This window comes from Cupriavidus sp. D39, assembly GCF_026627925.1.
GTDB lineage: Bacteria > Pseudomonadota > Gammaproteobacteria > Burkholderiales > Burkholderiaceae > Cupriavidus > Cupriavidus ulmosensis.
In genome coordinates this window covers 5,310,401-5,336,522 of record NZ_JAPNLE010000009.1, presented here as the reverse complement: position 1 = coordinate 5,336,522, position 26,122 = coordinate 5,310,401, and the positions used below count along the sequence as shown (strand labels likewise).

At 66.7% G+C, this 26,122-nt stretch carries 20 protein-coding genes, 1 tRNA gene and 2 pseudogenes; 14 read left to right on the top strand and 9 right to left on the bottom strand.

Annotated features, from left to right (window positions below; genetic code table 11):
• From OMK73_RS36980 to OMK73_RS36965, 4 genes are all read left to right on the top strand, one after another.
• Positions 1-449 (top strand): winged helix-turn-helix transcriptional regulator (locus tag OMK73_RS36980; RefSeq protein WP_267606329.1); only part of this gene is annotated, 449 nt, incomplete at its 5' end.
• 10 nt (positions 450-459) lie between these two features.
• On the top strand, positions 460-996 hold the full coding sequence (locus OMK73_RS36975; RefSeq protein WP_267606328.1) for a hypothetical protein: 537 nt from the start codon (positions 460-462) through the stop codon (positions 994-996).
• On the top strand, positions 993-2,726 hold the full coding sequence (locus OMK73_RS36970) for a DNA cytosine methyltransferase (RefSeq protein WP_267606327.1): 1,734 nt from the start codon (positions 993-995) through the stop codon (positions 2,724-2,726). The genes OMK73_RS36975 and OMK73_RS36970 overlap by 4 nt, the downstream gene beginning before the upstream one ends.
• A gap of 60 nt (positions 2,727-2,786) precedes the next feature.
• Positions 2,787-3,083: a hypothetical protein gene (locus tag OMK73_RS36965; RefSeq protein WP_267606326.1), complete on the top strand. Its 297-nt coding sequence runs from the start codon at positions 2,787-2,789 to the stop codon at positions 3,081-3,083.
• On the opposite strand, the gene OMK73_RS36960 is transcribed toward OMK73_RS36965, so the two are convergent.
• From OMK73_RS36960 to OMK73_RS36935, 6 genes are all read right to left on the bottom strand, one after another.
• On the bottom strand, positions 3,080-4,084 hold the full coding sequence (locus tag OMK73_RS36960; RefSeq protein WP_267606325.1) for a tyrosine-type recombinase/integrase: 1,005 nt from the start codon (positions 4,082-4,084) through the stop codon (positions 3,080-3,082). The genes OMK73_RS36965 and OMK73_RS36960 overlap by 4 nt on opposite strands.
• Before the next feature lie 176 nt (positions 4,085-4,260).
• A tRNA-Leu gene (locus tag OMK73_RS36955) sits at positions 4,261-4,347 on the bottom strand.
• A 241-nt stretch (positions 4,348-4,588) separates the two neighbouring features.
• Positions 4,589-5,908, bottom strand: coding sequence for an MFS transporter (locus OMK73_RS36950; protein ID WP_400100602.1), 1,320 nt, complete (start codon positions 5,906-5,908; stop codon positions 4,589-4,591).
• 107 nt (positions 5,909-6,015) lie between these two features.
• On the bottom strand, positions 6,016-7,350 hold the full coding sequence (locus tag OMK73_RS36945; RefSeq protein ID WP_267606323.1) for an amidase: 1,335 nt from the start codon (positions 7,348-7,350) through the stop codon (positions 6,016-6,018).
• Complete coding sequence (locus tag OMK73_RS36940) at positions 7,347-8,024, bottom strand: DUF2848 domain-containing protein (RefSeq protein WP_267606322.1); 678 nt, start codon at positions 8,022-8,024, stop codon at positions 7,347-7,349. The genes OMK73_RS36945 and OMK73_RS36940 overlap by 4 nt, the downstream gene beginning before the upstream one ends.
• Before the next feature lie 29 nt (positions 8,025-8,053).
• Positions 8,054-8,752 carry a GntR family transcriptional regulator gene (locus tag OMK73_RS36935; RefSeq protein ID WP_267606321.1) on the bottom strand — a complete coding sequence of 233 codons (699 nt, stop codon included), beginning with the start codon at positions 8,750-8,752 and terminating at the stop codon, positions 8,054-8,056.
• 399 nt (positions 8,753-9,151) lie between these two features.
• Between OMK73_RS36935 and OMK73_RS36930 the strand changes: the two genes are divergently transcribed.
• Entirely contained in the window at positions 9,152-9,991 is an 840-nt protein-coding gene (locus OMK73_RS36930) for an IclR family transcriptional regulator (RefSeq protein ID WP_420715642.1), read from the top strand.
• A 30-nt stretch (positions 9,992-10,021) separates the two neighbouring features.
• Here OMK73_RS36930 and OMK73_RS36925 read toward each other — a convergent pair whose 3' ends face one another.
• Complete coding sequence (locus OMK73_RS36925; protein ID WP_267606320.1) at positions 10,022-11,269, bottom strand: Zn-dependent hydrolase; 1,248 nt, start codon at positions 11,267-11,269, stop codon at positions 10,022-10,024.
• A gap of 265 nt (positions 11,270-11,534) precedes the next feature.
• Between OMK73_RS36925 and OMK73_RS36920 the strand changes: the two genes are divergently transcribed.
• From OMK73_RS36920 to OMK73_RS36890, 7 genes and pseudogenes are all read left to right on the top strand, one after another.
• Positions 11,535-13,112: an ABC transporter substrate-binding protein gene (locus OMK73_RS36920; RefSeq protein ID WP_267606646.1), complete on the top strand. Its 1,578-nt coding sequence runs from the start codon at positions 11,535-11,537 to the stop codon at positions 13,110-13,112.
• A gap of 147 nt (positions 13,113-13,259) precedes the next feature.
• Positions 13,260-14,210, top strand: coding sequence for an ABC transporter permease (locus OMK73_RS36915; RefSeq protein ID WP_267606319.1), 951 nt, complete (start codon positions 13,260-13,262; stop codon positions 14,208-14,210).
• Between the two features lie 27 nt (positions 14,211-14,237).
• Positions 14,238-15,125: an ABC transporter permease gene (locus OMK73_RS36910; protein WP_400100596.1), complete on the top strand. Its 888-nt coding sequence runs from the start codon at positions 14,238-14,240 to the stop codon at positions 15,123-15,125.
• A 4-nt stretch (positions 15,126-15,129) separates the two neighbouring features.
• Positions 15,130-16,238 (top strand): annotated as a pseudogene (locus OMK73_RS36905) (ABC transporter ATP-binding protein).
• A 91-nt stretch (positions 16,239-16,329) separates the two neighbouring features.
• Positions 16,330-17,310, top strand: coding sequence for an ABC transporter ATP-binding protein (locus tag OMK73_RS36900; RefSeq protein ID WP_267606644.1), 981 nt, complete (start codon positions 16,330-16,332; stop codon positions 17,308-17,310).
• 102 nt (positions 17,311-17,412) lie between these two features.
• On the top strand, positions 17,413-18,603 hold the full coding sequence (locus OMK73_RS36895) for an amidase (RefSeq protein WP_267606643.1): 1,191 nt from the start codon (positions 17,413-17,415) through the stop codon (positions 18,601-18,603).
• Between the two features lie 32 nt (positions 18,604-18,635).
• Entirely contained in the window at positions 18,636-19,046 is a 411-nt protein-coding gene (locus tag OMK73_RS36890) for a DUF3830 family protein (protein ID WP_150990608.1), read from the top strand.
• A gap of 42 nt (positions 19,047-19,088) precedes the next feature.
• On the opposite strand, the pseudogene OMK73_RS36885 reads toward OMK73_RS36890, so the two are convergent.
• Positions 19,089-22,203: pseudogene (locus OMK73_RS36885) on the bottom strand (efflux RND transporter permease subunit).
• A 9-nt stretch (positions 22,204-22,212) separates the two neighbouring features.
• Positions 22,213-23,415 carry an efflux RND transporter periplasmic adaptor subunit gene (locus OMK73_RS36880; protein ID WP_420715641.1) on the bottom strand — a complete coding sequence of 401 codons (1,203 nt, stop codon included), beginning with the start codon at positions 23,413-23,415 and terminating at the stop codon, positions 22,213-22,215.
• 493 nt (positions 23,416-23,908) lie between these two features.
• Here OMK73_RS36880 and hpnD point away from each other — a divergent pair, with 493 nt between their 5' ends.
• Both hpnD and OMK73_RS36870 read left to right on the top strand, forming a co-directional pair.
• Positions 23,909-24,745 (top strand): presqualene diphosphate synthase HpnD, encoded by an 837-nt coding sequence (hpnD, locus tag OMK73_RS36875; protein ID WP_267606318.1) that lies wholly within the window; start codon positions 23,909-23,911, stop codon positions 24,743-24,745.
• Positions 24,746-24,839: 94 nt separating this feature from the next.
• Entirely contained in the window at positions 24,840-26,114 is a 1,275-nt protein-coding gene (locus OMK73_RS36870; protein ID WP_267606317.1) for a Zn-dependent hydrolase, read from the top strand.
• The last annotated feature ends 8 nt before the right edge of the window (positions 26,115-26,122 follow it).

Below are 26,122 nucleotides of genomic sequence, written 5' to 3'. Positions count from 1 at the left end.
CGATGCTCCAAAAGGCCGCGATCATGCTGGCCGCAAACCCGAGGGAGAGTGAAATGCTCACCAACGTTCAGATCGCCAACCTGGAGCGGGCTGCCCGCAAGCGCGCGGAAAAGGAGGGCCGCATCATCGGCGCCATCCAGAAAGCGGACCGGCGCGGTGCCACCCTAAATGAGATAGCCGACAGCACCGGCATCCCTCTCAAGACGGTCTATCAATACCTCGGCGAGCTGCATGAAGACGAGCGGATACATGTCGGTTTGTGGCGCGTCGAGGGCATTCGCGTTAAGCGCGCATATGTTTGCGGCCCTGGTGAAGATGCAAAGCGTATCTCGCTGGACGACATCCGCGACGACCGACTTGAGGACGAGATCCTGGCTGAGACGCTGGAAGAGCACCGCCGCTGGGCGGATTCGTGGAAGCCGCGGCGCGCAGACGCCGTGTGGTTTTGAGGAACGAGAGATGAGCAGAAGCGGATATAGCGATGATTGCGAGGGGCTGAACCTGTGGCGAGGTGCGGTAGAGCGCGCGCTCAAAGGAAGGCGCGGCCAAGCCTTCCTGAAGGAACTGGCTGCGGCCATGGATGCCATGCCTGAAAAGCGCCTGATCTCTGATGAGCTGCAAGCCGATGGCGGTTTCTGCACGATTGGCGTTCTCGGTCATGCACGAGGGTTGGATATGGCGCGCATTGATCCTTATGACTCTGATCAGGTGTCAAAGGTTTTCGGAATCGCGCCGGCTATGGCTCGTGAGATCGTCTACGAGAACGACGAGCAAACCGATACCTACGAATGGCGCGAGATGGAATTCTGTGGGCCTGTCCGCCCATATCACCCTGAATGGGGGAGCCACTTCCGCACCGTTCGGGTTGATATACCCGGCGAAACCGTCGAGGCCCAGCGCTGGCAGCGCATGCGTAAGTGGGTTGACGCGCAACTGGCCAGGACCGCCGCGCCGCCGGCAGCCGACGCCGCAATCGCCAAAGGAGAAGCGCTTTGATCCGCGACCAATTCCTGCTAGACATCGCCGAAGAGATGATCGTGGACAACTTTGCCGGAGGCGGTGGTGCGAGCTGCGGCATTGAGCTCGCGCTCGGCCGCCACGTCGACGTGGCTATCAACCACGACCCCGAGGCCGTGCTGCTCCACTCAATGAACCATCCTCAGACTGACCACCACTGCGAATCGGTCTGGGATGTAAAGCCACTGGAAATCACGCAGGGCCGCCCGGTTGGACTCGCCTGGTTCAGCCCAGACTGCAAGCACTTCTCAAAAGCCAAGGGCGGCAAGCCGCGTAACAAGAACATCCGTGGCTTGGCCTGGGTGGCAATGCGTTGGGCTGCTGTAGTGCGGCCGCGCGTGATCATCTTGGAGAACGTCGAGGAATTCAAGACCTGGGGCCCGCTAGTCTGGCGCGATGTGGAACTGCTTGACGTGGACGGCACGCCATACACCCATCGCATGCAATACCCTTGCACAAAGCGCAAGGGTGACACCTTCCGTTCGTTCGTCCGCCAACTGCAGGAGAAAGGCTATTCCGTGGAATGGCGCGAGCTGCGCGCGTGCGACTTCGGCGCGCCGACAATCCGCAAGCGGTTGTTCCTGATCGCGCGGTGCGACGGCCAGCCCATCGTTTGGCCGGAGCCGACCCACGGCGCGCCGGGATCCGCTGCGGTGCAAGCCAAGCAGCGCAAACCCTGGCGCACGGCAGCCGAATGCATCGACTGGTCTATCCCCTGCCCGTCGATCTTCGAGCGCACCAGGCCGCTAGCAGAGGCCACGCAGCGCCGCATCGCGCGAGGCTTGCGCAGGTACGTGATCGACGCCGCCGAGCCGTTCATCGTCAAGGTGAACCATGGGGGCAACGACTTCCGCGGGCAATCGCTTCGCGAGCCGATCCAGACCATCACGGGAAAGCACGGCTATGGGGTTGTCGCGCCTGTGCTGACCGAGTGTGCCAACGCCACCAGCCAGCGCACATTCCGCACTGACGAGCCGCTGCGCACGCAATGCGCCGAGGTCAAGGGCGGGCACTTTGCTCTGGCGAGCGCCACCTTGATCCAGACCGGCTACGGCGAGCGGCCCGGCCAAGCGCCGCGCGCGCCCGGCCTGGACAAGCCCCTCGGCACGGTCGTCGCCGGCGGCGCCAAGCATGCGCTGGTGTCAGCCTTCATGGCGAAGCACTATGGCGGCAACGAGACGCCCGGCGCCGACCTGCGCGACCCGACGAGCACCATCACCTCGAAGGATCACCACGCGCTGGTGACGTCCAACCTGGTGAAGCTCCGCGGCGAGTGCACCGGCAGCGCCGCCGACGAACCAGTATCGACGGTGACCGCCAGCGGAACGCACATCGGCGAGGTCCGCGCCTTCCTGGTCAAGTACTACAGCGAAGGTGGCCAGGATCAGGATTGCCGCGATCCGATGCACACCATCCCCACCAAGGACCGGCTCGGCCTGGTGACAGTGGCCGGCGAGGAATACCAGATCGCCGACATCGGCATGCGCATGCTGGAGCCTCACGAGTTGTACGCGGCCCAAGGCTTCCCCGCTTCCTATGTGATCGCGCCGATCATGGCGAATGGCAAGCGCCTGCCGAAGCATGCCCAGGTGCGGATGTGCGGCAACAGCGTCAGCCCGCCCATGGCGGCCGCGCTGGTGCGCGCGAACGTGCCGGAGATGGCTAGCTGGTCAGCCCGGGAGGTACGGCGCATGGGGGCGGCAGCTTGAAAGATGCAGCACAGAAGATTATTGAATTGACCCGCCAGGCTTGGCGAATTGGAGAACAACATGAGTGATTTGGACCTGATCGAACACCTGGCAGATGAAGTGGCAAAGCGGATGAAGCCCGCGGTTCCGCTTTCCGTCCAGCTATGGAGCGCCAAGATCATCGGGGGCTATCTGCAGCGCTCCCCGGCCGCGGTAATGGAGCGCATCGTGACGCTGCCGGACTTTCCCCGTCCCATCCGCCTACCGACGCAGCGCGAAGGCTCGAAGGGTCAGCCGCTATGGGAAGCCGCCGAGGTTATCGCCTGGGCGCGCAGTCACAAGGAGAAACTCATCGGCAGGCCGAGGAAAACCGACTAGTCGAGAAGCTTTGCCAGCTCCTCGGCAGTCTCGTTGTAGTAGGTGCGAAGCTCGGAGAGGTTGGTGTGGCCGGTCACCCGCGAAAGCGCCAAGACATCGAATTTCTTGGACAGGCGGGTGATGGCCTCGTGACGCGTGTCATGGAATGTCAGGCCGGTGATGCCGGCCTTATCCCTCGCCTTGCGGAACAAGGCATCTCGGCTCGCCGCGGCCAGGGCGAACAGCGGCTCACCATTCTTGACCGGCGGCAACATCCCCAGCAACTCCACCGCGCGCGATGACAGCGGCACATCCCGTGCGCTGCCGTTCTTTGTCAGCGGCAGATGGGCTACGCGCCGCTTCAAGTCCACGGTTCGGCTGGTCAGCCCCAGAAGCTCCCCGGACCGCATGGCCGTCTCGATAGCGAACAGAAATGCCACGGCCACCCGTTGGGATGACCGCCCCACTGGCATCCCGTCCTCGTAGCCCAGCGCCGCGGTAATCAACTCGATCTCCTTGGCGGAAATCAGGCGATCCCGTGGTGGGCTGTCCGGCGGCCGGCGGACCTCCTTCATCGGGTCGTGCACCAACCACCCCCACTCCTTCCTGGCCACCTCCAATGCGTGGGAAAGCAGGGACATCTCCCGAGACACCGACGCACCGGCCACTTCCCGCGCGCGCTGGTCGCGCCAGGCAGCAATGTGACTCGGCTGCAGGTCGGCCAGCCGGATTTCGCGAAACTGGCGGCCGGCGATTTCCTTTCGTCCGATCAACTCCAGTCGCAGGATCTCCCAGCGCTTGCCGCGCTTCGTGGGGCTCACCTTCTTCTGGTAGTCGTCCAGCACGTCGCCCACCGTGTGCGTCTTGCTCCCCTGCCCCGACGTGATCGACCGCAACTCCGCCTGGCGCCTGTCCGCCCACTCCTGCGCGTTGGCCTTGTTCGGGAACATACGACTCTCGCGCTGGCCCTTCACATCTATCTGCACTCGCCAGCCTGTTGCCGTCTTCTGGAATGATGCCATGTGGGGGCTCCGTGGGGGATTTCTGGGGGCGGAGCGCCGATTATATGTGATTTATCGCGTTGGATTGTGAGGCTATTTTGACGCCAAAAATCCCCCGCTAAGCCTTGCTGGGCAACGGTTACAGGGATTTTTGGGGAGTTGTGAGAGGCAGTGAGAAAGTTACTTAATAGAGACTTTGGTGCGAGGGAGGGGACTCGAACCCCTACACCATTGCTGGCGTCAGGACCTAAACCTGGTGCGTCTACCAATTTCGCCACCCTCGCAGTCCCTGCGGCGTGCATCCCTGGCGGGAGGCCGCTGTGCTCGTTGTTTTACATGCGTACCGGGGCAGCGTGAGGGTTGTCGCAAAAGCACAAAAGCAAACAGGCGGCTGAAACTGCCCGCCTGGCTTGTGTTACCCGTGCTGCCGGCGCACCTTGCGCATGCAGCGCAACGAGGCAGCGGATTCTAGCGCAAAGCGCCGCTGGAATCCAGCCCCTCGTGCTGCCTGAGGCATCTCTTGGGCTATGCCTTCGCACTGACCTTGGTTTTGATGAATGCCAGCACGAGGACCGTGGCGCAGGCTTCCAGCGCGGCGACGAAGTACAGGCCGGACGAGAGTTGGCCGGTGCTGGTCTTGAACCAGCCGATCATGTAGGGCGCGACGAAGCCGGCGAGGTTGCCGATGGAGTTGATCAGGGCGATGCCGCCGGCGGCGGCGGTGCCGGCGAGGAAGGCGGAGGGCAACGACCAGAAGACCGGGAAGGCGGCGAGGATGCCGATGGAGGCGATGGTGAGGGCGACCATGGCGAGCACCGCGCTGTGCAGCCACATGCCGGTGAGGACCAGGCCGGCGGCGGCCATCAGGGTGGCTAGCGCGCAGTGCAGGCGGCGTTCTCCGGTGCGGTCGGAGTGGATGCCGTTCCAGACCATGGCGAGGGTGCCGGCGATGAAGGGGATAGCGGAGACGAGGCCGATCTGCAGGTTGCCCTTGACACCGAGCTCCTTGATGATGGATGGGGACCAGAAGGCGATGGTGGCGTTGCCGCTGACGACGCAGAAGTAGATGGCGGCACAGATCCACACGCGCGAGTTGGTGAAGGCGGCGCGCAGGGAGGAGTGCTTGGCGGGGTCGCGGTTTTCGGCTTCGATCTCGCGGGTGACGAGGTCGCGTTCGCTGGCGGTGAGCCATTTGGCGCTGATGGGTTTCTCGGGGAGGAACATCAGCACGGCGATGCCGGCGAGCACGGAGGGGATGCCTTCGATGACGAACAGCCATTGCCAGTTGGCGAGGCCGTCGACGCCTTCCATGCTGCTCATGATGAAGCCTGCGAGCGGGCCGCCGATGACGCCGGCGATGGCGAACGAGGTCATGAACAGGCCGTTGATGCGGGCGCGGCGCTGGGCGGGGAACCAGTAGGTGAGGTAGAGCACGACGCCGGGGAAGAAGCCGGCTTCGAATACGCCGAGCAGGAATCGCAGAGCGTAGAACTGCATGGGTGTCTTGACGAAGATCATCGCCATGGAGGCGAAGCCCCACAGGATGGTGATGCGGGCGAGCGTGCGGCGGGCGCCGATTTTTTCCAGCAGGAGGTTGCTGGGGACTTCGAACAGGAAGTAGCCGATGAAGAAGATGCCGGCGCCGAAACCGTACACGGCTTCGCTGAATTGCAGGTCTTGCAGCATTTGCAGCTTGGCAAAGCCGACATTGACGCGGTCGATCCAGGCGAGCACAAACAGGAAGACGAGGAAGGGAATCAGCCGTACCGCGATCTTGCGGTAGGCTTCATTGCGCTCGGCCGGGGTGTGGGCCGGGCTTTCCAGGGCGCCAGGGGCGCCGGTCATCACGGAAGACATCGGTGGTACTCCTTGGGTGTTGATTGGCGGGGCCGCGCTGCTTGGTCGCGGCCCTCGGTCTTTTCTGCTCGTTACGGCTTGCTGCTTGCTGATTGCTACTGCAGCGCGGCTTCGATGGCGCCGGCTACCTGCAGCACGCGCGCGTCGCGCCCGTTCAGGCCGCCAACGCTCAGTCCGATGCCCTGCTCCGCCGCCGGCATCGGCAACGATACGGCGCAGCCGTCTAGGAAATTGAGCACGCTGGGGTTGCGCAGCACGAGGCCGTTGGTGGCGAAGAAGGCTTCGTCGCTTTGCAGCGCGTCGAGCCGCGGCGGGCGCACGGCCACCGTGGGCATCAGCCAGGCGTCGGCTTCGCGCAGCAGGTCGGCGGCGCGGGCCTGCATGGCGCGGCGTTCCGCCAGCAGCGCGATGTAGTCGGCGGCGCCGAGTTGCTCGCCGCGGCGGATGCGCATGGCGACGCGCTGGTCGTAGTCGCTGCCGCGCTCGGCCAGCAACTGCTTGTGCCAGTGCCAGGCTTCGGCCGCCGTGAGGCCGCCGGCGGCGTTGATCTGCGGCAGGCGCTTGAGCTCGGGGAAATCGAACGGGACGATCTGCGCGCCGAGCCGGGAGAGCGTGGCCAGCGTGGCGTCGAAGGCTTGCGCGACTTCGGCGTCGAGTGCGTCGCACACGAAATCGCGGGTGACGAGCAAGCGCAGCCCGGCCAGCGGCGCGGGGCGGCTGTCCAGCGTTTCGCCGCTGACGATGGCGTCGAACGCGGCGCAGCAGGCAACCGAGCGCGCCAGCGGGCCGGCGGAGTCGAGCGAGGTCGACAACGGTACGGCGCGGGCCAGCGGCACGCGGCTTGCGGTGGGCTTGAAGCCGGTCAGGCCGCAGAACGCGCTGGGGATGCGGATGGAGCCGCCGGTATCGGTACCGAGCGCCGCTACTGCCATGTCAAGCGCGACGCTGACGGCGCCGCCCGAGGTGGAGCCGCCGGCGATGCGGGCTTCGTCGAACGGGGTGCGGGGCGTGCCGTAGTGCGGGTTCAGGCCGAGGCCGGAGAACGCGAACTCGCTCATATTGGTGCGACCGACCAGCACGGCGCCGGCGGCGCGCAGGCGCGCCACCACGGGCGCGTCGGCGCTGGCGGGGGCGCCGTTCAGCGCCTTCGAGCCGGCCCGGGTCACCTGCCCTTTCACGTCGAACAGGTCCTTGATGGAGACCGGCAGCCCGGCTAGCGGCGATGCCACCAGCCCGGCGGCGCGGGCCTGGTCGGCGGCGCGGGCCGCGGCCAGCGCGCCGGCGCCGTCGACTTCAAGGAAGGCGGTGCCGCCGCGGTTGCGGTGGTCGTCGATGCGGGCCAGTGCCTGCTCGGTCAGCGCAACGCTGGTGGTGCGTCCGGCGGCCAGGTCGGCGGCGAGCGCGGCGATGGTTGGCAGCCGGGTACTCATGGCGCCACCGCCAGGCATGCCACGCGATAGGCATGGCGCAGCGTGCGCTTGAGCACCGGATCGTGGAGTTCGACTTCAAAGGCTTCGCCGCTGCCCAGCTCGCCGATCACGGCCTGCGTGCCGCAGAACATGGCCGTGCCCACCGGCAGCTTGTCTTCGCCGGTCAGGCGCTGGATCAGGTCGCGCGGGTCCAGCAGGCGCGTGACCAGGCCTTCCTGGTAGAGCTCGCGCTGGCCGTTGCGGGTGCGCCAGCAGCGCATCTGCAGCTGGTCCCAGTGCGCGGCTACGTCGTCGAAGCGCCAGACTTCGGTGCCCAGGGGCTTGGCGCACATCTGCTTGGAGACGGTGACGTCGTAGGCTTCGACCTTGCGGTCGGTGTGGTCCGAGCCTACGCCGATATACATCGCGTCCTTGGCCGCAAGCAGCACGAATTCGATTTCGCCGGAGGAGTCTTCGCGCGGCACTTCGACCAGCGCGTCGGTGGTCAGCAGCGAGGCGGCCAGCGGGTAGAAGCAAGGCACGGTGGTCGGCGGCTTGACGCCGATCTCTTCGAGCTCGCGGATGTGATGGTTGACGGCGTCGGCGTCGCGGCCGGTCCAGCCGGCGATGATGAGGCGCTGGATATCGAGGACGAGTTCGCCCTCGCCGGCGACCTGGAATTGAAGTGTCGGCATTGCTTGCTACCTGTTGCGGAGAAAAACGGTCAGATGGTCCGGATGATGTTTTTCCGGAATTCGTCAATGTGTTCGCGGATGGCCTCGCGCACCGCCGGCACGTCGCGCCGCTCCAGGGCGTCGATGATCACCCTGTGCTCCTGGTAGACGTTTTCCAGGTGCTGCGGGTCGGACAGCGAGAGGAACCAGAAGCGCGCCTGCTTCTCGTGCAGGCCGCGCAGCAGGTCGGCCAGCACGCGATTGCGCGAGGCAGCCGACATGGCGGTATGGAATTTGAGGTCGAGCGCGGCCAGGCCGGCGATATCGCGGCGCGCGATCAGGTCGGGCGAGCGGTCGACGATCTCGCGCATGGCCTTGAGATCGCTCTCGTGGGCGCGCTCGCAGGCCAGCGTGGCGCACAGGACTTCGTTGGTGGCGCGTACTTCGATCATGTCGAGCACTTCGTTAAGCGACAGCGGCGATACCAGCACGCCCTTGCGCGGCAGGATCGACACCAGCCCCTCCACTTCCAGCCGGTGCAGCGCTTGATGCACGGGTGTGCGGCCGATGCCGAGCAAAGCCGCAACCTGGGCTTCGTTGAGCGGCTCGCCGGGACGGAACTCGCAGGAAATGATGCGCCGCTTGATCTCGGCATAGGCCTGCTCGCGCAGCGCGGCGCCGGTGGCGGCGCGCGAGGCTGGCTCAGTGGTGTGATCGGCGCTGCCGACCAGCCGGATCGGGTTCGACATGATGATTCCCGCGGTGTTGAAGTTGTTGTGATACTAGGCTGATATTTCACTGATCGTCAACAAGTCGGAGATGCGGGTAAACACTGAAGCGTGGCGTGATCGGCCGCGCTACCTGCCGCGCAGGCTCTGCATCGCTCCTTCCTCCGCACTCCGGAAAATGCCTCGAAAGCCTTACAGGACAATGGATCCAGCCGGGCCAAAGTAGCCAGAGCTCCGAAATCGCAAGCCCCGCTGCATCACCGCTATTCCCAAAGGAAGCCAGCCCGCATATCATGGATGGAAACCCGACGAATCGATAATCGATTCATTCGTATATTGGTGCAATATGCATTCATCGTGGTGCAGGCCCTCCCAGCGCTGGTGCCAGTCACCGGTACGAAGACCCGGCGGAACGCGAACATGACTCGGCAAGACCATCAGGAAAACAGCGGCGAAGCGACGATCAGCGGCGTGGAAAGCGACGAAAAAGCTGCCCGCCCCGATCCGCTTTTCAACCAGTCGCTGGAGAAAGGACTGGAAGTGCTGCGGGCTTTCAGCGCGGTGCACCGCACCCTCACACTGGCCGAACTGGCGGGGCTGACCGGCATGACCAAGAGCTCCGCGCAACGCACGGTGCATACGCTGGAAACGCTGGGTTACGTGGCCAAGCACCCGCAGACGCGGCGCTTCCGGCTGACGCCCAAGGTGATGGAAATCGGCTACAACTACCTCTGCGCCGACGCGCTGATCCAGGTCGCCAGCCCTTACCTGTCGCAGCTCGCCAATGCCAGCGGCGAGACCGCCAACCTGACCGAGCCGGTGGGGCTAGAGATGGTCTACGTGGCGCAGTTGATGACGTCGAAGTACATCCCCGTGCTGACCCCCGTCGGCATGCGCATTCCCATGTACTGCACCAGCAGCGGCCGCGCGTATCTCAGCACCTTGCCGGACGATGAGGTGATGGCCATGCTGGAGGACTCGGCCCGCGTGGCACGCACACCGGCCACGCTGACCGATGTGGCGGCGATCTTCGAGACCGTGGTGGCTTGCCGCAAGGTGGGCTACGCCTGCAACAACGAGGAGCTGTTCCTGGGCGATATGGGCGTGGGCGCGGCCATCGTCAACAGCCAGGGGCAGGCGGTGGGCGCGGTGCATGTATCGCCGCCGGCCAGCCGCTGGAGCATGGCCGAGGCGCAGAAGAAGCTGGCGCCGATGGTGATCGAATGCGCGTGGGCGATCTCGCGCTCGATCGCCCACTGAGAGGCTGCAGCGCTTTGGCGCTAAGGTGCTTTAGCGCGCGTGCTCCAGCATCGCTTGCAGCAGCACATTGGCGCCGGCCTCGATGTGCTCGGGCAGCGCGTCTTCCAGCTCGTTGTGGCTGATGCCGTCCTTGCACGGCACGAAGATCATGCCGGTGGGCGCGCGCTGCGCCACGTATACGGCGTCGTGCCCTGCCCCGCTTACCACGTCCATGTGCGGCAGGCCCAGCGCCGCGGCGGCGCGGCGCACGCTGTCCACGCAGGCGGGCGCGAACACGCAGGGCTCGAACTTCACCACCTGGCTGATCGCCACTTCCACCGCGCCACGTTCGGCAATCTTCGCGAACGACGTACGCATGGCGGCATCCATGCGGTCCAGCCCTGCCTGCGAGAGGTTGCGCAGGTCCACGGAGAAGTCAACCCGGCCCGGAATCACGTTGCGTGAGTTGGGCGTGACCTGCACATAGCCCACCGTGCCGCGCCCGTGCGGGGTCTCGGCCACGGCGATGCGGTTGACCTCGTCGATCATGCGTGCCGCCGCCAGCATGGCGTCGTGGCGCAGCGCCAGCGGCGTGGGGCCGGCGTGGGCGTCCATGCCGGTCACGGTCACGTCATACCATTGCTGGCCGAGCGCGCCGGAGACCACGCCGATCGGCAGCCCGGCGGCTTCCAGCACCGGCCCCTGCTCGATGTGCGCCTCGAAATAGGCCGCGAACATGCCGCCCGGCACTTCGCCCACGGGCTGCTCGCCGCGGTAGCCGATCTGCGCCAGTGCCTCGCCCACGCTGATGCCGTCCAGGTCGCGCTGGGCGCGAATGAACTCCGCCTCGAACACGCCGGCAAAGGCGCCCGAGCCCATCATCACCGGCGTAAAGCGGGTGCCCTCCTCGTTGGTCCAGAACGCCAGTTCCAGCGGCGCGCGGGTGACGATGCCCAGGTCGTTGAGCGTGCGCATGACCTCCAGGCCCGCAAGCACGCCGAAGTTGCCGTCGAACTTGCCGCCCGAGGGCTGGGTGTCGATATGGCTGCCGGTGGCCACCGCCGCCGCAGTGGGATCGCTGCCGGCGCGGCGCGCGAATACGTTGCCCACCTCGTCGGTGCGCACCTCGAGCCCGGCCTCGCGGCACCAGCCGACCACCAGGTCGCGGCCCTGGCGGTCCAGCTCGGTCAGCGCGATGCGGCACACGCCGCCCTTGGGCGTGGCGCCGATCTGCGCGAGGTCCATCAGCGATTGCCACAGGCGTGCTGCGTTGATGCGGGGAAGGTGTTGCTGGTCCATGTCGGGAAGCCGGTTGGTTGGGAGTCAGACGGGGAAGTCAGCAAAAAGCAGGCCATGGAGAGGACGCTCGCGGGCCGACATGCGCGGACGACCACTGGCACATGACTTGCTTAACTGGTCTCGTCTCCCCTTCCCCCACCCAGGAGCTTTGCCCGTGACCGTTTTCTCTTCCGACTCCGTAAGAAGCGTGAAACCCGGCCTGAAGTCCATCGCCGCCGCTGCCGCGATCACCGCCGTCTCGATCCTCGCCTTGCCGGGTACCGCGATGGCAGAGAAGGTGCTGCGCATCGGCATGACCGCCGCCGACATCCCGCGCACGCTGGGCCAGCCCGACCAGGGCTTCGAAGGCAACCGCTTCACCGGCATCCCGATGTATGACGGGCTGACCCAGTGGGACCTGTCCAAGGGCAACGGCCCCAGCCTGCTGATTGCGGACCTGGCCACGGAATGGAAGGTCGATGCCAAGGACAAGACCAAGTGGATCTTCAAGCTGCGTCCGGGCGTGAAGTTCCATGACGGCTCGCCGTTCAACGCCGATGCCGTGGTGTGGAACGTGGGCAAGGTGCTGGACAAGACCGCCCGGCAGTTCGATCCCAGCCAGGTAGGCGTGACCGCCTCGCGCATGCCGACACTGCGCTCGGCCAGGAAGATCGACGACCTGACCGTGGAACTCGTCACGTCGGAGCCGGACTCCTTCCTGCCGTACAACCTGAGCAACCTGTTCATGGCGTCGCCCACGCAATGGGACAAGAAGCTGGCCGCCGTGCCGGCCTCGGTGACCGATGCCGCCGAGCGCTCCAAGCAAGCCTGGGTGGCCTTTGCCGCGGATGCCTCGGGCACCGGCCCCTTCAAGATGAGCCGCTTCGTGCCGCGCGAGCGGCTGGAGATGGTGAAGAACGCGCAGTACTGGGACGCCAAGCGCGTGCCCAAGATCGACAAGGTGGTGATGCAGCCGATGCCCGAGGCCAACGCCCGCACCGCTGCGCTGCTGTCAGGCCAGGTCGACTGGATCGAGGCACCGGCCCCGGATGCCGTGGCGCAGATCAAGAGCCGCGGCTTTGAGGTCTACGCCAATGCCCAGCCGCATATGTGGCCGTGGCAGTTGTCATTCGCGCCGGGATCTCCCTGGCTCGACAAGCGCGTGCGCCAGGCAGCCAACCTGTGCGTGAACCGCGAGGGCCTGAAGACCTTGCTGGGTGGCTACATGGCCGAGTCCAAGGGCATTGTCGAGAAGGGCAACCCGTGGTGGGGCAACCCGACGTTCGATATCAAGTACGACGCCAACGCCGCGCGCAAGCTGATGCAGGAAGCCGGTTACTCGGCCGCCAAGCCGATGAAGGTGAAGGTGCAGGTCTCGGCCTCGGGCTCCGGCCAGATGCAGCCGCTGCCGATGAACGAGTATGTGCAGCAGAACCTGAAGGCGTGCTTCATCGACGTCGACTTCGACGTGGTCGAGTGGAACACGCTGTTCACCAACTGGCGCATTGGCGCGAAGGACCCCAGCGCGCATGGCGCCAACGCCATCAACGTAAGTTTTGCGGCGATGGACCCGTTCTTCGCCATGGTCCGCTTTGTCAGCACCAAGACCCAGCCGCCGGTCTCCAACAACTGGGGCTACTTCGGCAATGCGGAGTTCGACAAGCTGATCGAGACGGCACGCACGTCCTTTGACGAGAAGGCGCGCGACACGGCGCTGGCCAAGCTGCATGCACGCATCGTGGAAGAAGCGCCCTTCGTGCTGATTGCCCATGACGTAGGCCCGCGCGCGATCTCCAAGAAGGTCAAGGGCGTGGTGCAGCCGCAGAGCTGGTTTATCGACATCGCCACCATGTCGATGGACTGAGCCGCGCACTAAGCGGCCAGCGCGCGTGGCCGGTCCCGGGCCGGCCACGCGAGAGCGCAATCCAGAATATGCCCGCCCGGCATGCATCGGCCGGGCTCCCCGAGAAACCCCGGCAGGCGCCGCTTGCCTGCCCTCCCGGCTACGATCATGTTCTACCTGCTGCGCCGCGTCGTCTACGCGATCCCCATCCTGCTCGGGGTCGCCCTGCTCTGCTTCTCGCTGGTCCATATCGCGCCAGGCGACCCGCTGGTGTCGGTGCTGCCGCCCGATGCCTCCGAGGACCTGCGCCGCCAGCTCACCGCGCTCTACGGCTTCGATAAGCCCTTCCTCGAACAATTCCTGCACTGGCTCACCCGCGCGCTGCACGGCGACCTGGGCACCTCCATCGCCACCAACCGCCCGGTGATGAGCGAGGTGATGACGGCGGTGATCAACTCGGTACGGCTGGCCGCGGTGGCCACGCTGATCGGCTTTACCTTCGGCTGCCTGTTCGGTTTCGTGGCGGGCTACTTCCGCGATTCCGCGGCGGACCGCACGGCCTCCTTCCTGTCCGTCTTCGGCGTGAGCATGCCGCACTACTGGCTGGGCATGGTGCTGGTGATCGTGTTCTCCGTATTCCTCGGCTGGCTGCCCGCCACGGGCGCCGGCCCCGGCGGCTCGGGGGACTGGGCATGGAACTGGGAACATATCCAGTACATGGTGCTGCCTGCGGTGACGATGTCGGTGATCCCGATGGGCATCGTGGCGCGCACCATCCGCGCGCTCGTGGCTGAGATCCTTTCCAATGAATTCATTGTCGGCCTGAAGGCGCGTGGCTTGTCGGAGCTCGCCGTGTTCCGCCATGTGCTGAAGAACGTGGCGCCCACCGCGCTGTCGGTGATGGGCCTGCAGCTTGGTTACCTGCTGGGCGGCTCGATCCTGATCGAGACCGTGTTCTCCTGGCCCGGCACGGGCTTCCTGCTTAACTCGGCGATCTTCCAGCGCGACTTTCCGCTGTTGCAGGGAACCATCCTCGTGCTCGCCGTGTTCTTCGTGCTGCTGAACCTGCTGGTCGATGCGCTTCAGACCTTGTTCGATCCGCGCATCCAGCGCAACTGACGCCATCAAGGAAACCCGGGAGCCCCCATGGAAATGACGTTGAAAAAACCCGCCCTTGTGCCCGTCGTGCAGCGCTCGCCCGGCTACTGGACCACGGTGGGCAAACGCCTGCTGCGCAACAAGCTGGCCATGCTGGCCGCGCTGATCTTGCTGGCGCTGGTGCTGATGGCGATCTTCGCGCCCGTGCTGATGCCGGCCGATCCGTACGCGGCCTCGATCATGAAGCGCCTCAAGCCGATCGGCACGGAGCACTACCTGCTCGGCACCGACGAACTGGGACGCGACCTGCTGTCCCGCCTGATGCTGGGTGCGCGGCTGTCGCTGTTCATGGGCATCACGCCGGTGCTGATCGCTTTTGTGATCGGCAGCGCGCTGGGCATTGTCGCGGGCTATGCCGGCGGCTGGACCAATACCGTGATCATGCGGCTGGTCGACATCCTCTACGCCTTTCCTTCGGTGCTGCTGGCCATCGCGCTGTCGGGCACGCTGGGCGCGGGCGTGGGCAATGCGCTGCTGTCGCTCACCATTGTGTTCGTGCCGCAGATCGTGCGCGTGGCGGAGAGCGTGACCACGCAGGTGCGCAACCGCGAGTTCGTCGATGCGGCGCGCGCCTCCGGCGCTTCGTCCCTGACCATCGTGCGCGCCCACGTGCTCAACAACGTGCTGGGACCGATCTTTGTCTATGCCACCAGCCTGATCTCGGTGTCGATGATCCTGGCCTCGGGGCTGTCCTTCCTGGGTCTCGGCGTCAAGCCGCCCGAGCCGGAATGGGGCCTGATGCTCAACACGCTGCGCACCGCCATCTACACGCAGCCGCTGGTTGCCGCCCTGCCCGGCGCCATGATCTTCCTGACCTCGATCTCCTTCAACCTGCTCGCCGATGGCATTCGCTCGGCGATGGAAATCAAGGATTGATGCCATGCTGGAAACCTTGCCCGATACCTTGCCCGATGCCCTGCCCGGCACCTTGACCGATACCCTGGCCAACACCGATGTCGGCGGCCCCGCGCAGCCGCTGGTGATCGCGCGCGACCTGATCAAGCACTTCCCGCTCAAATCGAAGCTCCCTGGCGTAGCGGCGGCGAAGTCCGCGCCGTCGACGGCGTGAGCTTCGAAGTGAGGAAAGGCGAAACGCTGGGCGTGGTCGGCGAATCCGGCTGCGGCAAGTCCACCACCGCGCGGCTGCTGATGCAGCTGATCGAGCAGAACAGCGGCGAGCTGATTTTCGATGCGCTGGGGGTGGGATCCGCGCAGTTGCCCATGAAACGCTACCGCAGCCAGGTGCAGATGGTGTTCCAGGACAGCTACTCCTCGCTCAATCCGCGCCTGACCATCGAGGAATCCATCGCCTTTACCGCGCGCGTGCACGGCATCGACGCGGCCGAAGCCAGCGCGCGGGCGCGGGCCCTGCTGGATCGCGTAGGCCTGGAGCCGACGCGCTTTGCCGGGCGCTATCCGCACGAGCTATCGGGCGGGCAGCGCCAGCGGGTGAATATTGCGCGGGCGCTGGTGCTGCGCCCGCGCCTGGTGATTCTCGATGAAGCGGTGTCGGCGCTGGACAAATCGGTGGAGGCGCAGGTGCTCAACCTGCTGCTCGACCTCAAGGCCGAGTTCGACCTCACCTACGTCTTCATCAGCCACGACCTGAACGTGATCCGCTACCTGTGCGACCGCGTGATGGTGATGTACCTGGGCAAGGTGGTAGAGGTGGGCGACACCGAAACCCTCTACGCCAAACCCGCGCATCCCTACACGCGTGCGCTGCTGGCCTCGATGCCAGCGATGGACCCGGATCACCGCACACAGGTCGCGCCGCTCGCGGGAGACCCGCCCAACCCGATCAACCCGCCATCCGGCTGCAGCTTCCATCCGCGCTGCGCCATGGCGGAGGACGTTTGCTCGCGCCGGGCGCCGCGGTTGTCCGACGCGCTGGCGGGGCATCCGGTGGCCTGCCTGATGGCTAACGCGGACGGCGGCCACAGCCGGCAGATGCCCGCGGCCGCCAGCCCGCTCGTTGCAACGCTCTGAGGGCCAAATCGTGAATGCACCCGTGAACACACCCGTGACTGCAACAGTGACTGCACCCAACCCCAGTACAGAACAGCAGGCAGCCGCCCCCATGGTGTCAGTGCGCGACCTGCGTGTGACCTTCTCCGGCGGCGGCAAGACCATTCGCGCCGTCAACGGCGTGTCGCTCCAGGTGGCGCCGGGTGAGACGCTCGCCTTGATCGGCGAATCCGGTTCCGGCAAGAGCGTGACGCTGCGCGCGCTGATGCGCCTGCATCCGCCGCGCCGCACCCGCATGGAAGGCGAGATCCGCATCGATGGCACCGACGTCACCGCCCTCGATGGCCGCGGCCTCGCCCGCCTGCGCGGCGGCAAGGTGGCGATGGTGTTCCAGGAACCGTTGCTGGCGCTGGACCCGGTCTACACGATCGGCCAGCAGATCATCGAATGCATCCGCACCCACGACCGCGTCAGCGCCGCCGAGGCGCGCCAGCGTGCGCTGCGCGCGCTGGAGTCCGTGCGCATTCCCAGCCCCGAGCGGCGCCTGGCGGCCTATCCGCACGAGATGTCCGGCGGCATGCGCCAGCGCGCCATGATCGCGCTGGCGCTGTCGGCCAACCCCAAGGTCCTGCTGGCCGACGAGCCCACCACCGCGCTGGACGCCACCGTGCAGATCCAGGTGCTGATCCTGCTGCGCGAGCTGCAGCGCGAGCTTGGCCTGTCGATCGTGTTCGTCACCCATGACATCGGCGCGGCCGTGGAGATCGCCGACCGCGTTGCCGTGATGTACGGCGGGCGCATCGTCGAGGAAGGCCCGATCCGCACCATCCTGCGCGCCGCGCGCCATCCCTATACGATGGCGCTGTTGCAAAGCCGCCAGCACGGCATGGACCGCGGCCAGCGGCTGCAGACCATCGCCGGCTCGCCACCCGACCTGTCCGCGCTGCCGCCCGGCTGCAGCTTTGCCCCGCGCTGCCCGCACGCACGCGCGCAATGCCTGGAGGCGGTGCCGCAGGCCACCGCGCTGGGTGGCGGGCATAGCGTGAGCTGCGTGCTGGCCAATGAGCCGGTCGCCGCCGAAGCCCTGGCGTAAGCCTCATAGACTCGTCGTGACGGCACGGCGTGCCGGCGCGCGCCGTGCATTCCGCGCCAATATCGCCTTTACTGATTGCTACCCTCATTGCCAACCGCATCCATGAACCTGGCCAGCCATCCCTCCCACGCCTTCCTGCCCTACCCGAGTGCGCCCGTCGCCAACGCGCCAGGCGGGCCGCTTGCCGGCCTGACCTTCGCCGCCAAGGATCTGTTCGACGTGGCCGGCTACCCGACCGGCGGCGGCAACCCCCATGTGCTGGCCATGTCGGGCATCAAGTCCACCACCGCGCCCACCGTGCAGCGGCTGCTGGATGCCGGCGCGGCTTTCGTCGGCAAGACCCATACGGATGAGCTGGCGTTCTCGATGAACGGCAAGAACGCCCACTACGGCGCGCCTGTGAACGGCGCGGCGCCGGGGCGCATCACCGGCGGCTCGTCCTCAGGCTCGGCCTCGGCGGTATCCAACCAGCTCTGCGATTTCGCGCTCGGCACCGACACCGGCGGCTCGGTGCGCGCGCCGGCCAGCCACTGCGGGCTGTTCGGCATCCGCCCCACCTTTGGGCGGATCTCGCTGGCGCAAACCCTGGCGCTGTGCGACAGCTTCGACACCTGCGGCTTCTTCGCGCGCGACATCGGCACCTTCGCCCGCGTGGCCGACGTGCTGCTCGGCAGCGACGCGCAAGCCCTGCCGGCCGGAGCGCGCCTGCTGCTGGCCGAAGACCTGTTCCGCATGCCCACCGCGCCTGCGCTGGATACACTGCTGCCGGTAGTCGGCCACATCGAAGCCGCCTTCGGCAAGGCCACGCCCGTCATGGTGGCGGACCGCCCGCTGGAAGACATCTGGTGGGCCTTCCGCTATGTCCAGGGCTGGGAAGCCTGGCAGACCGACGGCGCCATGATCGAGCAATACGGCCTGCAGCTCGGCCCCGACGTGGCCGCGCGGTTTGCGTTCTCCAAGGGCGTCACCGAAGCGCAGTTCGAAGCCTCCAGCGCCATTCGCCGCGCCTTTACCGCGCATCTGGCGGCACTGCTCGGCAACGACGGCATCCTGATCCTTCCCACCATGCCCGACATCGCCCCGCTGTCCGACGCCGCCGGCGAAGAGCTGGAAACCTACCGCAACCTGTCCGCGCAAACGCTCTGCCTGGCGCCGCTGTCCGGCTTCCCGCACCTGAGCCTGCCGCTGGCCGGCCGCGCGGGCGCACCGCTGGGCATCTCGCTGATGGGCCCGGCCGGCAGCGACCGCAGCCTGATTGCATTTGCGGAAAAGCTGGTCGCCGCGCTAAGCTGAACGACCACCCCGATTCCCCCAGGAGAGCCTGAATGGCCCAGATCCGTATTACCGCCGGCGGCTACCAGTTCGTCGCCGAAACCCATCCCGACGCCCCGCTCACCGTCGCCGCCTTCACCAAGCTGCTGCCCTACCGGCAAAAGCTGATCCACGTGCGCTGGAGCGGCGAAGGCTGCTGGATCCCGCTGGGCGAGTTCAAGCTGGGCGTGGATTTCGAGAACCACACCAGCCATCCTTCGGTCGGCGACATCCTGTTTTACCCGGGCGGCTACAGCGAGACCGAGATCATCCTGGCGTATGGCAGCTGCTGCTTCGCCAGCAAGATGGGCCAGCTCGCAGGCAACCATTTCCTGACGATCGTGGAAGGCAAGGAGAACCTGCGCGCGCTGGGCACCAAGGTGCTGTGGGAAGGGGCGCAGGATGTGAGTTTTGAATTGATGTGAGACACGCAGGCGTGCTCGGCGGTGCTACCCGCCGGAGCACGCTCAGCGCGCCAGCACCCCAGCGCCCGCCTCCGGCGCCTTGACCCGGAACCACGCCGCATACAGCGCCGGCAGGAACAGCAGCGTCAATGCCGTGGCGATCACCAGCCCGCCCATGATGGCGACCGCCATCGGGCCCCAGAACACGGAGCGCGACAGCGGGATCATGGCCAGCACGGCTGCTGCCGCGGTCAGGATGATGGGGCGGCAGCGGCGCACGGCGGATTCGACGATGGCATTCCACACCGGCTCGCCGGCGCGGATGTCCTGCTCGATCTGGTCGACCAGGATCACCGAATTGCGGATGATCATGCCGAGCAGCGCGGTGATGCCGAGCTGCGCGACGAAGCCCATCGGCGCGTTGAGCAGCAGCAGCGTGGCGGCGGCGCCGATCAGGCCGAGCGGCCCGGTCAGGAACACCATCAGCGAGCGCGAGAAGCTCGTGCAGCTGCAGCATCAGCAGCGTGAAGATCAGGAAGATGCATAGCGGCAGCTGCGCGGCGATCGACGCGCCGGCCTTGCCGCTTTCTTCTTCCGCGCCGGCTACCGTGATGCGGTAGCCCGCCGGCAGCTGCGCGCGCAGCTGGTCCAGCTTGGGATTGATCTGCGCCGTCACGGTGGGGCCCTGGATGCCTTCGAGCACATCGGCCTGCACGGTCACGCCAAAGTCGCGGTTCTCGCGCCAGATCACGCCGGGCTCGGAGCGAAAGGCGATGCGCGCCACCTGGGTCAGCGGTACCACGCGGCCGTTGGCGGTGGGTACCTGCACGTTCTGCAGGTCGGACATGGCGTCGCGCTCGTTGCGCGGTGCGCGCATCAGGATATCGATCAGCTTGTCGCCGTCGCGGTACTGCCCCACCGCCACGCCGGTCAGCACGGTCTGCGTCACCCGCGCGATGGCGGTGGTGCTGACGCCGAGCGCGCGCGCCTTGTCCTGGTCGATGTCCAGGCGCAGCACCTTGACGTTCTCGTTCCAGTTGTCGTTGACCCCCACGGTGTTGGGGTTGGCGCTCATCACCGCCCTGACCTCATCGGCCAGCTTGCGCACGCCGGCGGCATCCGGCCCGATCACCCGGAACTGCACCGGATAGGGCACGGGCGGGCCGTTCGGCAGCAGCTTGACGCGCCCGCGCAGTTGCGGGAAATCGCGCGCCAGCAGGTCCACCACGCGTTGGCGCACGCGCTCGCGCAGCGCCACTTCGGCCGGCAACACGATCACCTGCGCCACATTGGTCTGCGGGAAGATCTGGTCCAGCGGCAGGTAGAAGCGCGGCGCGCCGCTGCCAACGAAGGTGGTCAGGCTGGCAATCTCGCGGTCCCCGCGCAGCGCGGCCTCGAAGCGCTTGGCCTCGGCCTCGGTCTGCGCGAAGCTGGTGCCCTCGGGCAGCCACAGCTCCACCATCAGCTCCGGCCGGCTCGAGTCCGGGAAGAACTGCTTCTCGACGAACTTGAAGGCATAGAGGCCCAGGGCGAAGGCCACCAGGGTGATGGCGATCACCGTCTTGCGCCAGGTCACGCACCAGTGCACCAGGCGGCGAAAACGATTGTAGAACGGCGTGTCGAACACCTCGTGCTGCTCGCCCTCGCCGGCGGGCCGCGCCTTGAGCAGCAGGTAGCCCAGGTAGGGCGTGAAGTAGACCGCGGCCAGCCACGACAGCACCAGCGCCATCGCGGTCACCGCGAAGATGGCGAAGGTGTACTCGCCCACGGTGGAGCGCGCCAGCCCCACCGGCAGGAAGCCGGCGGCGGTGATCAGCGTGCCGGTCAGCATCGGCATCGCGGTGGAGCTGTAGGCGAAGGTGGCGGCTTCCATCTTGGAGAAGCCCTCCTCCAGCTTGCGCACCATCATCTCCACCGCGATGATGGCGTCGTCGACCAGCAGCCCCAGCGCCACGATCAGCGCCCCGAGCGATATCTTGTGCAGGCCGATGCCGAAGATGTTCATGAACAGGAACGTGACGGCGAGCACCAGCGGAATGGTCAGCGCCACCACCAGGCCCGGGCGCACGTCGATGCGCAGCGGCTTGGTATGCAACCCGAGCGAAACAAAGCTCACGCCCAGCACGATCACCACGGCCTCGATCAGCACGTGCACGAACTCGCCCACCGACCGCTCCACGGCCTCGGGCTGGTTTTGCACCTGGTCCAGCTCGATGCCGACGGGCAGCTGCCCGCGCAAGCCGTCCGTCGCGGCGCGCAGGTTCTTGCCCATGGCGATGATGTCGCCGCCGCGCTCCATCGAGATGCCCAGCCCGATCACTTCCTTGCCCTGGAAGCGCATCTTGCTGGCCGGCGGATCGACATAACCGCGGTACACATGGGCGATATCGCCCAGGCGGATGTTGGCAATGCCGTTGGGGCCGCGCAGCACCAGGTTTTCCAGGTCGGCCACGTTGGCGAACTGACCCGACAAGCGCACCTGCAGGTTGTCGCCCGGCGTCACCAGCACGCCGCTGGCGGTCATGCTGTTTTGCTGCGAGATCTGGTCGGCGATCGCGTTGATGTCCAGCCCGAGCTGGGCAAAGCGCGCCTGGTTGAATTCGATGTAGACCTTCTCGTCCTGCAGCCCGATCAGCGCCACCTTGGCCACCGAGGGCACGCGCAGCGGCTGCTGGCGCACCAGGTCGGCGTACTCGCGCAGCTCCTTATAGTTGAAGCCGTCGGCCGAGAGCGCGTAGATGGAGCCGTACACGTCGCCGAACTCATCATTGAAGAACGGCCCGCGCACGCCCGGCGGCAGCGTCTGCGCGATGTCGCCAACCTTCTTGCGCACGGTGTACCAGATCTGCGCGGTGTCCTTGGCCGGCGCGGTGTCCTTGAGCTGGAAGATCACCGTGGTCTCGCCGGGCTTGGAGAAGCTGCGGATCTTGTCGGCGTAGGGCACTTCCTGCAGCTGGCGCTCGATCTTGTCGGTAACCTGCACCGCGATCTGCTCGGCGGTGGCGCCGGGCCAGAACGCCTGCACCACCATCACGCGGAAGGTAAAGGGCGGGTCTTCGTCCTGCCCGAGCTGGAAGAAGGCAAAGAGCCCGCCCAGCAACAGCACCACCAGCAGGTAACGGGTCAGCGGCTGGTGCTCCAGGGCCCAGCGGGAAAGGTTGAAACGGGAATGATCCATGCCGGCGCCTTAGTTGCGCACGGCCGGCGTGGGCGCCACGGCCTGCAGCGGCTTGACCTTCTGCCCGGGCTTGAGCAGGTGCACGCCCGCGGTGACGATGGTCTGGCCGGGCGACAGCCCCTGCCTGACCTGGATCTCGTTGCCCTGGAGCTCGCCCAGGGTAACGTTGACTGGCTGCACGGTGCCGGCTGCCGCGTCGTACACCCAGACCTGGTTGATGCCCTGCTTTTGCAGCAGCGCGGAGAGCGGCACCCGCAGCGCGGTATCGTCGCCGGTACGGGTGAAGGTGACCACAGCGGTCATGCCGAACTTGAAGTCGGCCGGCGGGTTGGGCACGCTGATGCGCGCCGCGTAGGTGCGCGTCACCGGGTCGGCCATCGGCGAGATCTCGCGCACGCGGCCCGGCAGCAGCCGGCCGGGCTCGGCCCAGGTGCGCACGGTCACGTCGGAGATGCCGCGCAGGCGCTCGACCTGGTCCTCCGGCAGGCCAACCGCGACCTCCTTCTCGGCGGTCTGCGCCACCCGCACGACCGACTGGCCGGCCGCGACGACCTGGCCGACTTCCGCTTCGATCAGGGTCACAACGCCATCGGCGTCGGCGTTCAGCACGCCGTAGCCGGTCTGGTTGGCCTGGTTGCGCAGCCCCGCCTCGGCCTGGCGCAGGCGGGAGACGGCGGAGTCAAAGGTGGCCTGGCGGCGTTGCTGCTCGGCCGCGCTGATGAATTTCTTGGCGAACAGCTCGTTGTAGCGCTTGAGATCGGCCTCGGCGAGGTCGCGGTCAGTCTTGGCCGCGTCGTACTGCGCCCGCGAGCCGGCTTCCGCCAGGCCGAGGTCCGTGGGATCGAGCCGGGCGAGCGGCTGGCCCTTGCGCACGGTGGCGCCCACGTCGACCAGGCGCGCGGCAATCTTGCCGCCCACGCGAAAGCCCAGCCGCGACTCGATCCGGGGCCGGACATCGCCCGAGAACTCGAATTCGGTCTTGCCTGCGCCCGGCTGCAACTGCATCAGGCGCACCGGGCGGATCTCTGGCGCCTTCTCTGCCTGCCGGCTGCACCCCGCCAGCCCCATCACCACCCCGGCGAGCACCAGCAGGACCACCAACGCGCCGCGAGCGCGCATGCGCAAGCCGGCCGCGAACGCGTTCGCGCCGCAAAGCGTGGAAAAAGGCACTTCGATGGCCGCAACTTCCGGCCCGGGATAAGGCACTGGCATGAGTTAAGCGTTAGATCGGTGGACTGTTGCACTGCAGGCACTGCGCGAAGCGGCGGCAGATTAATAACTCGCCGGTCAGTAATGTAACGGGGTGGAGCCGAAGGCGTCAAACGGCGCGCGCAGGGGAATGCCGGAAACGTACTTTTCAATCGTGCTGCCCACCCTGTGCCTCAGGTCAGTCGCAGGAATCGGGCCGGGTGCGGCCAAATGCCGCAGCGCTGGATATCCTCGCGGGCCGAAGCGCGCGGCGGCGCACTCGCCCATGGCAGTTGCCGCCGGGAGCGCGATGCTACAATCCGGCGCGTCGCCCGCGCTGCCTTGCCTCTCGCCGTGGAATGCCTTGACGATTGGAAATCGCGGCGCTTGGCGCAGGACCCTGGCTTGCGCCATCGCGCCATCTCGCCAGGCCGACCGCCCCGCGCCGGTCAGGTTGCCGCGGCGACAGCGCAGGCAAACGCCCCTAATACCCCCAATTCACCGACCCGAGACCGGCGTGACGCCCGATCAGTATTGCCAAGAAAAAGCCGCGCAGAGCGGCTCCAGCTTCTATTACAGCTTCCTGTTCCTGGCGCCCGAGCGGCGGCGGGCCATTACCGCCCTCTATGCCTGGTGCAGGGAGGTCGACGATGTCGTGGACGACACCCAGGACGCCAGCGTGGCCTATCAGAAGCTGGCCTGGTGGCGCAATGAGCTCGCCCAGATGTTCAACGGTGCGCCAACCCACCCCGTGACCAAGGCGCTCCAGCCGCACGCGCAAGCCTATGGGCTGACCCAGTCGATGTTCAACGAAGTGCTCGAAGGCATGGAGATGGACCTCAACCAGTCGCGCTACCTGGATGACATCGCGCTCACGCGCTATTGCCATTGCGTGGCCGGCGTGGTCGGCACCATGAGCGCCCGCATCCTTGGCCACACGGATCCGCGCACGCTCGAGTACGCCGAAAAGATGGGCTTGTCACTGCAAATGGTCAATATCCTGCGCGATGTGGGCGAGGATGCCCGGCGCGGCCGGATCTACCTGCCTGTGAACACGCTGCAGCGCTTCCAGCTGCCGGTTTCCGAGATCAACCAGGCCACGCATTCCGATCGCTTCGTCGCGCTCATGCGCTACCAGGCCGAGCAGGCCCGCACGCTGTACCGCGAGGCGCTGGCGCTGCTGCCCCGGACCGAGCGCCGCGCCCAGCGCGCTGGCCTGGTCATGGGCGCGATCTACCAGACGCTGCTCGATGAGCTGGAGGCCAGTGAGTTCCAGGTGCTGAACCAGCGCATCTCGCTCACGCCCATGCGCAAGCTGTGGATCGCGTGGAAAACGTGGATGCGCAACCGCTGAGCGCCACGTCCGCGCTTTTCGCCTAGCCCGCATTGCCGCATTGACCGCATTAACCGCATTAACGGCATTAGCCACCTTACTCGCCTGAGTTGCCATGACCCAATCTGCCATCCCCCTCCTCCCGCTTGGCCAGACCATTCTCGACCAGGCCGCAGCGTTGGCCCGCTTCTCGGATATGGAAGGCGGCCTGACCTGCGCCTACCTGACCCCGGCCCACCGCGCAGCGTCGGCCCAGCTGGTGGCATGGATGGAGGCGGCGGGCATGCAGGTCCGCATTGACGCCATCGGCAACGTGATCGGCCGCTATGCCGCCGATCCGGCCGTGGGCGATGCTGCGCGCGTGCTGATGACGGGCTCGCACTTCGACACCGTGCGCAACGGCGGGCGCTATGACGGCCGGCTTGGCATCCTGCTGCCCGTCGCGGTGGTTGGGGCGCTCAACGCGGCCGGCATCCGCCTGCCCTATCACTTCGAGGTGGTGGGCTTTGCCGAGGAAGAAGGCCTGCGCTTCAAGACCAGCTTCCTGGCCAGCAGCGTGCTGGCCGGCCGCTTCGACCCCGCCCTGCTGGATCGTGCCGACACCGACGGCGTGACCCTGCGCGAGGCGCTGGCCGCCTCCGGCCTGCCGGGCGCGGGCGGCATCGACGCACTGCGGGCCGCGGCGGTGGACCCCGCGACCCTGCATGGCTTTGTCGAAGTCCATATCGAGCAAGGCCCGGTCCTGCTGCACCACGGCCTGGCGCTCGGCGTGGTCACGCAGATTGCCGGCAGCAGCCGCTTCCAGGTCCGCGTGGAGGGCCTGGCCAGCCATGCCGGCACCACGCCCATGACCATGCGCAAGGACGCCGCCGCGGCCGCCGCGGAGATGGTGCTGCTGGTGGAGCAGCGCTGCGCTCAGGTGCCGACGCTGGTCGGCACGGTGGGCCAGCTGCAGGTGCCCAACGGATCGAGCAACGTCATTCCCGCCGAGTGCGTGTTCTCGATGGACATCCGTGCCGGTGAAGACAGCATCCGCGAGGCCGCCATCGCCGACATCGTGGCCGGCATCCAGGCGATCGCCGAGCGTCGCGGCCTCAGTGCCGACGTGGAACGGGTGACGCCGGTCAACAACGCGCCGTGCGCGCGCTGGCTGATGGACCAGTTCGGCGCGGTGCTCAGGAAGCGCGGGCTGGAAGCCTTCGAGCTGCCCTCGGGTGCTGGCCACGACGCCATGATGATGCAGCGCATTACCGACGTGGCCATGCTGTTCGTGCGCTGCGGCAACGGCGGCATCAGCCACAACCCGCTGGAGACCATCACGGCCGACGACGCCCAGCTCGCGGCCGAGGCCTTCGTCGACTTCCTGCGGCATTTCCAGCCACGCGCCTGACCCCCGCC

Coding starts and splice junctions, on each gene's coding strand:
- OMK73_RS36870 (WP_267606317.1), top strand. CDS start 24,840: ATGACCCAATCTGCCATCCCCCTCCTCCCGCTTGGCCAGACCATTCTC.
- OMK73_RS36935 (WP_267606321.1), bottom strand. CDS start 8,752: ATGTCGAACCCGATCCGGCTGGTCGGCAGCGCCGATCACACCACTGAG.
- OMK73_RS36915 (WP_267606319.1), top strand. CDS start 13,260: ATGTTCTACCTGCTGCGCCGCGTCGTCTACGCGATCCCCATCCTGCTC.
- OMK73_RS36890 (WP_150990608.1), top strand. CDS start 18,636: ATGGCCCAGATCCGTATTACCGCCGGCGGCTACCAGTTCGTCGCCGAA.
- OMK73_RS36880 (WP_420715641.1), bottom strand. CDS start 23,415: ATGCCAGTGCCTTATCCCGGGCCGGAAGTTGCGGCCATCGAAGTGCCT.
- OMK73_RS36960 (WP_267606325.1), bottom strand. CDS start 4,084: ATGGCATCATTCCAGAAGACGGCAACAGGCTGGCGAGTGCAGATAGAT.
- OMK73_RS36950 (WP_400100602.1), bottom strand. CDS start 5,908: ATGACCGGCGCCCCTGGCGCCCTGGAAAGCCCGGCCCACACCCCGGCC.
- OMK73_RS36895 (WP_267606643.1), top strand. CDS start 17,413: ATGAACCTGGCCAGCCATCCCTCCCACGCCTTCCTGCCCTACCCGAGT.
- OMK73_RS36945 (WP_267606323.1), bottom strand. CDS start 7,350: ATGAGTACCCGGCTGCCAACCATCGCCGCGCTCGCCGCCGACCTGGCC.
- OMK73_RS36975 (WP_267606328.1), top strand. CDS start 460: ATGAGCAGAAGCGGATATAGCGATGATTGCGAGGGGCTGAACCTGTGG.
- OMK73_RS36925 (WP_267606320.1), bottom strand. CDS start 11,269: ATGGACCAGCAACACCTTCCCCGCATCAACGCAGCACGCCTGTGGCAA.
- OMK73_RS36920 (WP_267606646.1), top strand. CDS start 11,535: ATGGCAGAGAAGGTGCTGCGCATCGGCATGACCGCCGCCGACATCCCG.
- OMK73_RS36910 (WP_400100596.1), top strand. CDS start 14,238: ATGGAAATGACGTTGAAAAAACCCGCCCTTGTGCCCGTCGTGCAGCGC.
- OMK73_RS36900 (WP_267606644.1), top strand. CDS start 16,330: ATGGTGTCAGTGCGCGACCTGCGTGTGACCTTCTCCGGCGGCGGCAAG.
- OMK73_RS36965 (WP_267606326.1), top strand. CDS start 2,787: ATGAGTGATTTGGACCTGATCGAACACCTGGCAGATGAAGTGGCAAAG.
- OMK73_RS36940 (WP_267606322.1), bottom strand. CDS start 8,024: ATGCCGACACTTCAATTCCAGGTCGCCGGCGAGGGCGAACTCGTCCTC.
- OMK73_RS36930 (WP_420715642.1), top strand. CDS start 9,152: ATGACTCGGCAAGACCATCAGGAAAACAGCGGCGAAGCGACGATCAGC.